Genomic DNA, 7448 nt, shown 5'->3' with positions numbered 1-7448 from the left:
TAAACTCAATATTTGGACTGATTCCCAGGCTGCTAACCACAATCCAAATCAATGTTTAATTCAATTCTAATCTTATTAATAACTTCAAAACTGAAGGCAACCTATTTCAGGCAATGACATTTCACTTCTCCCCTCTCACTTCTCCCCCTTTACATTTCACTGCCATCCCTTCAAAACCCCCTCCTTATAATTCCTCCCGATTGGAATGTGGTTTGCGTTGATCAGGATTTGGTTTTTTTCAATGCGTTTGATTTTGTCTAATGCCACAATGAAGGATTTGTGCACTCGTATAAAATGACTTTCCGGGAAAATTTCGTGCATGGCTTTGATCGAACCTTTGATGACGATCTTCCCTTTTCCGGTGTGGATAATGGCGTAATCTTTTAAACCCTGGATATGTGTTACTTCATTGAAATCCAGTAAAATTCGCTGCACGCCGCTTTTCACCAACACGCTGCCTAGTTTTTGCTCGGCCGGGTTGTGCTCGATTTTTGCGTTTTGATCCTTTAATGCCAGAAAATCCTGAACTTTTTCCAATGCATGTAAAAACCGTTCATACGAAATGGGTTTCAATAAAAAATCGATCACACCCAGCTCAAAACCTTCGAATGCATAATCGCGGTATGCGGTGGTAAAAACGGTGACCGGCGGCTGGGATAATGCTTTCAGAAATTCAATGCCATTCATTTCGGGCATTTCGATGTCCAGAAATAGTACGTCCACGTCAGAGTTTCGCAAATGCACCAGCGCCTCTGCCGCCTTCCCGAACTGCATAACGGTGCGGGTTATACCTGACTGTCTCAGGTAACCTTCCAGAATCTCCCGGGCGAGTGGTTCGTCATCAATTAGAGCGCATTGGATCATACGTGTTTTTCCCGAACTTAATTGACTACCCGATTGAAAGTATAGCTCAGGTAATCGGTTCCTTTAATCAGATTTTTGTTGCTGTCGAGCATAAATAACACATTATCATCTCCTTTCAGCAAAAATACCGAATGTTCGGGCTTATCCGGGTTTAGCTGGACGAGGACCGCATCGGGGTTATCCGGCATCCCTTTCAAAAGCACACATTTCCCTTCAGCTGGCTTGTTGCGAAACAAAGAACCTTCCCATTTGTAGGCAGTGAGCTGCCGGGTGGCGGGATCCTGGTAAAAGGTGAATGCCCATTTGAGTTTTTCACAGCTACTTTCCACGGGCATTTTCAGTTCTTTCGCCATTTCCTGGCAGGGAACCCGGCCATGAAAAACACCCCAGACATTTGGGCCTTCCTCCACTGGAATGCGGGTCGTGGTTTTTGACGGGATATTCAGAAGATTTTCTGACTGTGCATACACATTTCCGAAAGTGATGGTCAGCATCATCACCATTAATTTTCTCATAGCTCTCATAGTTTGTTCATCGTATAGCTGAAACCTGCGTTGCCGATCATGAAGTTACCTTTCAGATCAAGTAAATGGAGCACATTTTCATCCAGTTTCAAGAAGGATATCGTGCCCGGCCTGGAATCCGGGATCAGTTGGTAAACATGCGATCCCGCGCGCTGGGAGGTACTTTTGGTGGCAGTCCATTTTCCCTTCAATTCTTTGGCAAAACCACCGTTCATAAATCCTTCAGTGCCCGGCTTCGTCATGCCGTACGTGTAGCTCAGCTCAAACCGTGTCGGAGACTGGTTCCGGGGATCTTTGTAAAGCGAAAGGCGCCACTTGATCATTTCGCAGTCGAAGTCCTTTGGTATATCAAGATAATGCCTGGCAACCGGGTCGCAAGGACTGGCAGAAACGAAAATCATTGGATCCGGAGAAGAGCTGGTTGCCATCACGGATGCAAAAGCCAACGTGATCAGTACTAAAAATCGGGTATGTTTCATGGCTGACAGATTTAAACTGGTTGTAATTGGATCTCCATAAATACTTTAAAGCTTTCATTGGAATCGTCGATCTGCAATAAATGGCGTGCGGGATAAAGCAATTCCAGACGTTTCCGAAGGTTTTCCAGGCCAATCCCGCCTTTGCCTTCCACTGTCAGGCCAGCCGATTTGTTGTTTTCAACCGTAACTTCCAGTGAAGACGGACTTACGTTGATTTTCCCATGCAGCCAACCGTTTTCCGCTTTTTTGCTGAGACCATGTTTAAATGCATTTTCAACCAGAGGTAAAATTAGCAGCGGGGCAATTTCTTTCCCGTCCGGGTCGCCATTTACCTGCAACGAAATGTCCGCATCGTGATCGTACCGGATTTTTTCGAGGGCGATGTAATTGTGCAGGTAGCTGATCTCCTTGCCGAGCGCCACTTTCGGATCGTCGCTATCGTAAAGCATGTATTCCATCATTTCCGAAAGTTTCAGAACAACGTCCGGCGCCAGGTCGGATTTCTTTAATGTCAATGCATACAGGTTGTTAAGGATGTTAAATAAAAAATGCGGATTCACCTGCGACCTCAGAAAATTGACTTCTGCATTCAGTTTTTCAACCAGTATTTTCTGAAAAATCCGCTGTTGCTCGTACCAGTCGATACTCAGTTTCAGGGCTAACATTAGTGCCAGATACCACATCGTACTGAAAAAATTGTATGACAACGTCTCGATCCAGTCCGTATTCCGCATAGGCCCGATCACGTAACCATAGAGATAGTAGTCAAACAGAGATTGTATGATCAGGTAGACGAGAATGGAAATCAGTACCAGGCTGAAATAGTTTGAATATTGCTTTTTGAGTAAATAACGTGGTAAAAAATAATGCATATTCAGGTAAGCAATTACGATCAGAAGCACCACCCGGCCTGTCACACAGATCGCAAAATAGTTGAGGCTTGCCTTCCGGATCAGGTAGCGTTTTTCGTAAAGGAAAAATCCGGTGATGAGGACCCAGTAGGCTGCATGTACTAGTGCATATTTAAGGACTACCGGCCGGTTTGAAAAAGGAAACTTTACTTGTCTGTCGAGGAAGCTCATATCATTTTCCGGCTGGTTTTTCTTGCAGTAAATGAATGTAAAAGAAGCCATTAAATGAAATTATATCGACCAACAGCTGGAAAAGTAGATGTCGGGCGAGGCGTTCATCTTTCACGAATGCGATTCGTCGATGAATGGGGTTTTTTGTCGACGGTCGGATATGCGATCTTTTATCCCAGCATGTTATCTTTTATTATTGTAAATCAAATCGCTGATAGGTAGGTAAGGTCTTGGAAAAGAACAATATAGAAACTAAAATGGCGTCCACGGAAAAGTGGCTGAGCATCTTTTTGCTGTTCTTGTGTCTTGCATTTAATCTGAAGTCAAGACTGGAAAACCGCAACCTGACAGAGCTGATACATGCGGAAAACAGCTTTGCGAAAAAAGCTTTTGAAACCAGCATTAAAACGGCGTTTCTGGAAAATCTGGACAGCAGCGGCGTTTTGTTCAATAATGCAAAACCGGTTAATGGAATTTTAGCATATACACAGACACCCGATCGCAGAGAGGAATTATTGAGCTGGTATCCCACTATGGCTCATGTTTCCTCTGCCGGGGACTTGGGTTTCACCTCCGGGCCATACCAGTTCTTTGCGGAGCGTGGCAAAGAGCCGGTTGGTTCGGGGTACTTTTTTTCGATCTGGAAAAGGAATGCAGCCGGCAAATTTAAAGTGATCCTGGACGCCGGTGTGCCTGGCTTGAAAGACCACGCAAATGCGTTTGAGCGAAGCCCCAGGCCGGACAGTACGGATTACGATTTTTTGCCAATGACTTATTCACCAAATACAAAAAAAGAAGAACCGTGGGAATCCGAGAAGACTTTCACGGAACTGGCGAAAACCGATCCTGATAAAGCTTATGATGCATTCCTGGCCGAAAACTCGCTGCTTTTATGGAACGATCGGCAGGCCGGTTTGTCTAAAAGTACCAATCTCGCGACCCTTGCGGCTGAAAAAATAGGATCTTGCGGGTTTGCGATCACCGACCGGGGAATGTCGCAAAGTGCTGACCTGGCTTATTGTTATGGCGAGGTAACGCTTGGAAAAGGAACGAATGCGAGACGTGGTTTTTTTGTGCGAGTCTGGCATTTTCAGGAAGCCGGCTGGAAAATTGTTACCGAAGAAATCAGTCTTACCCAAAGAAGAAATCCCTCCCACTAAGAAAAGTATACAGGCTACCGTTAGTGTCGTTTAGCCTTTACTTCAACATACAGCATTGCCCGGTCCGTAAATCCAGGCAATGCACGAAACCGGCGTGTATTACAAACCAAATCCATATAGCATGAAAAATATCTATTCATTATTGTGCGCGCTGCTGCTGCCCGCGATGTGCGCGCTCGCCCAGGAACGTACGGTGACCGGAACGATTACGGCGAAAGAAGACGGCACTGCGCTGGCCGGTGTGAACATCAAGATCCGCGGGGCGAATGCGGGAACGCAAACCAATTCGGAAGGATTATTTACACTCAAAATTCCGGGTGACAGTACCGTTTTGATCGTGAGCTACATTGGCTTCGAAACGCAGGAGGTGCCGGTTGGAAGCCGCACATCGTTCACGATTGCATTGTCAGCTGATACGCGTCAGCTTGGAGAAGTGGTAGTAACCGCATTGGGGATCAGGCGGGAGGAAAAATCGATCGGGTATTCGGCGCAGAAAATTAGCGGGGAGGAACTCAGCAGCGTTCGTGAAACCAACCTGGTGAATTCGCTTTCGGGTAAGCTGGCCGGGGTACAGGTGGCAGGCAACTCGGGTGCGATGGGAGGTTCGGCGAAAATCAACATTCGCGGGATCAATTCGCTTTTTGGTAACAATAATCCACTTTTTGTCGTCGATGGAATGCCGATGGAAAACCGGAATACCAACTCGCGCGATCAGCAGCGCGGGGCCGGCGGATATGATTACGGAAATTCCATTCAGGATCTTAATCCCAATGATGTCGAGAATGTTACGGTGCTCAAAGGTGCCGCAGCGACCGCATTATACGGAAGCCGCGGGGCGAATGGTGTGATCGTGGTCACCACCAAAAAAGGAAGCAAGGCAAAGAAACCAAACCTTACTTACTCATTTGGTTATAATGTGGATAAGGTTTATAAACTACCTGAATATCAGAACAAATACGGTGGCGGCAGACGCTTCGACAAGCTGTATTACAACGAAAATCCGGAGGCTTTTCCCGAAGACCGCAAGGGAAGTTACGACGACAATGACGGGAAAGGCAGGTATGATCTGCTCCCACAATATTCGAACGACGAATCGTGGGGGCCGAAGTTTGAAGGACAGCTTTACCGGCCATACTGGAGCTGGGATAAAGACCATGAAAATCCGGATTTTGGAAAGGTAGTACCCTGGGTGGCGCAGCCTGACAACATCAAAAGCTTTTTCCAAACCGGCGGGACGTTCAACCACAATGTGTCGCTGGATGGTGCCTATGATAAAGGTTCTTACAGGATCTCATATTCCAATCTCGATCAGAAATACATCTTGCCAAACTCAAAATACAACCGTCATAATGCGAGCATCAATGCTAGTTTTGAGGCTATAAAAAACCTCACCATTTCCGGCGCAGCCAACTTTTCGACCCATTCTGCAAAAGGAAGGCCGGGTACGGGATATGCCGACGACGGTTCCAATGTTATGGTGCAGTTTACGCAGTGGGGACAGCGCCAGGTCGATTTCAACAAACTAAAAGAATATCAGCTGGCCGACGGTACGCAGCTTACCTGGAACCGCATTGCGTGGGACGACCCGACGCCATTGTATTCCAATAATCCGTATTGGGTAAGACACAAAAACTATCAGAATGATGGCCGCACACGTGTTTTTGGAAACCTGGCTGCCAATTACAAGCTCCGTAACGGACTGAGCGCGGAAGTGAAATTTATGACCGATACCTATTTTGAAAACCAGGAAGAGCGCGTCGCGATCGGCTCTCAGATCACGCCGCTCTACTGGTTGAGTAAGTACAGTCATTTGGAAAATAATTTTCAGGGTTTGATTTCTTATAACAAATCGTTCGGCAACTTTTCTTTGAATGCAAACCTCGGTGCGAACCAGATGACGCGCACTTCCGGTAATCTTGTTTCCAAAACCATAGATGGTCTGAGTTCGGATGTTTTTAGTCTGGAAGCCTCGGTGGGACGTCCGGATATCACCGATTATAAAAGTAAAAAGCAGATCAATTCCGTTTTTGCGAGCTCGTCGCTCGGGTATAAAGACATGCTTTTCCTCGACCTCGGAGCACGGAACGACTGGTCTTCGACCTTGCCGGTGAAAAACAATTCTTATTTCTACCCGTCCGCATCACTTTCGTGGGTAGCATCTGGACTGGTCGATGCCGACTGGCTTAACTTCTTGAAATTCAGGGCTGCATTGGCGCAGGTTGGAAATGATACCGATCCCTATAACATCATGCTGGCCTACGAACTTAGCCAGCCTTTCGGCTCCGATTCCAAGCTTTCTTACCCCAACACATTACCGAATGCGAACCTGAAACCGGAGCTGACCTCGGAATATGAATTCGGGACGGAATTTAAGATTTTGAACAATCGGGTGGGAATAAATTTGTCTTACTACAATCGTCAGACGAAAAATCAGATCATTCCATTGAGCCAGTCTGCGGCTACCGGTGCTACTTTCAAATACATCAATGCAGGTTTGGTTGAGAATAAGGGCCTGGAAATCAGTTTAAATGCACGTCCGGTTGCGACTGAGAATTTCAGCTGGGACGTAACGCTGAACTGGGCGAAGAATAAGAACAGGATTATCCGGCTGATGCCGGATCAAAAGGTCATGCTGCTCACTGCCGCATCTTTTGCCGTGCAGCTGGAAGCCCGTGAAGGTGAATCGTTCGGCTCGATTGTGGGCTATGATTTTCAGTACGATAGTCAGGGCAGGAAGCTAGTCAACGAAAACGGGATCTACATGCGCACCGAGGAGCAGAAAGTGCTGGGGTCTGTATTGCCTTCATTTACAGGTGGTTTGATTAATGCATTCCGGTACAAAGGATTTACACTTTCGGCATTAATCGATTTCCAGAAAGGAGGCAGCTTCTTCTCAACTACCCAAATGTTTGGCCACGAGACAGGTATCCTGAAAGAAACAGCCGAGGGTGATGTTCGCGAAAAAGGCGTTATAGCTGAGGGAGTGAAAGAAGACGGAACGCCGAATGACGTAGTGATCCCGGCGCGGACGCATTTCAGCAGCAATGGGAACGGAGGTTATAATATCAACTCACTGGATGTCATCGACGCGAGTTTCATCTATTTACGGGAAATTAATTTTGGATATAACCTTCCCGCGGGTGTTGTTGAAAAAACGCCTTTCAGCCGGGTAAGACTTGCGTTCATAGGTAGGAATTTGTGGTTGATGAAGTCGAATTCGCAACACGTCGATCCCACCGCCATTACCAATTCGATTACAAACTGGCAGGGACTCGAAGGTGGCGCATTGCCCTCGATCCGGTCGATGGGTGTGAATGTAACTTTTGGATTTTAATCAAT

At 46.6% G+C, this 7448-nt stretch carries 6 protein-coding genes; 2 read left to right on the top strand and 4 right to left on the bottom strand.

Features of this window, described 5'->3' with window-relative positions; genetic code table 11:
- Positions 1–156: 156 nt before the first annotated feature.
- From LZG72_RS22375 to LZG72_RS22360, 4 genes are read right to left on the bottom strand one after another with little or no spacing between them, the layout of a single operon-like run.
- On the bottom strand, positions 157–864 hold the full coding sequence (locus LZG72_RS22375) for a LytTR family DNA-binding domain-containing protein (RefSeq protein WP_233877320.1): 708 nt from the start codon (positions 862–864) through the stop codon (positions 157–159).
- A 17-nt stretch (positions 865–881) separates the two neighbouring features.
- Positions 882–1379: a hypothetical protein gene (locus LZG72_RS22370; RefSeq protein ID WP_233877318.1), complete on the bottom strand. Its 498-nt coding sequence runs from the start codon at positions 1377–1379 to the stop codon at positions 882–884.
- Between the two features lie 5 nt (positions 1380–1384).
- On the bottom strand, positions 1385–1867 hold the full coding sequence (locus LZG72_RS22365) for a copper resistance protein NlpE (protein WP_233877316.1): 483 nt from the start codon (positions 1865–1867) through the stop codon (positions 1385–1387).
- A gap of 11 nt (positions 1868–1878) precedes the next feature.
- On the bottom strand, positions 1879–3000 hold the full coding sequence (locus LZG72_RS22360; RefSeq protein WP_233877314.1) for a sensor histidine kinase: 1122 nt from the start codon (positions 2998–3000) through the stop codon (positions 1879–1881).
- A 206-nt stretch (positions 3001–3206) separates the two neighbouring features.
- On the opposite strand from LZG72_RS22360, the gene LZG72_RS22355 reads away from it, so the two are divergent.
- Both LZG72_RS22355 and LZG72_RS22350 read left to right on the top strand, forming a co-directional pair.
- On the top strand, positions 3207–4109 hold the full coding sequence (locus tag LZG72_RS22355; RefSeq protein ID WP_233877312.1) for a nuclear transport factor 2 family protein: 903 nt from the start codon (positions 3207–3209) through the stop codon (positions 4107–4109).
- Between the two features lie 121 nt (positions 4110–4230).
- The gene (locus LZG72_RS22350) at positions 4231–7443 is read left to right on the top strand and encodes a SusC/RagA family TonB-linked outer membrane protein (RefSeq protein WP_233877310.1); all 3213 of its coding nucleotides are present in this window, start codon (positions 4231–4233) and stop codon (positions 7441–7443) included.
- Positions 7444–7448 lie beyond the last annotated feature (5 nt).

The sequence above is a fragment of the Dyadobacter sp. CY323 genome, from assembly GCF_021390245.1.
Classification (GTDB): Bacteria; Bacteroidota; Bacteroidia; order Cytophagales; family Spirosomataceae; genus Dyadobacter.
Note: the sequence above shows the minus strand (reverse complement) of the source record. Positions and strands in the feature narration are given on the sequence as shown.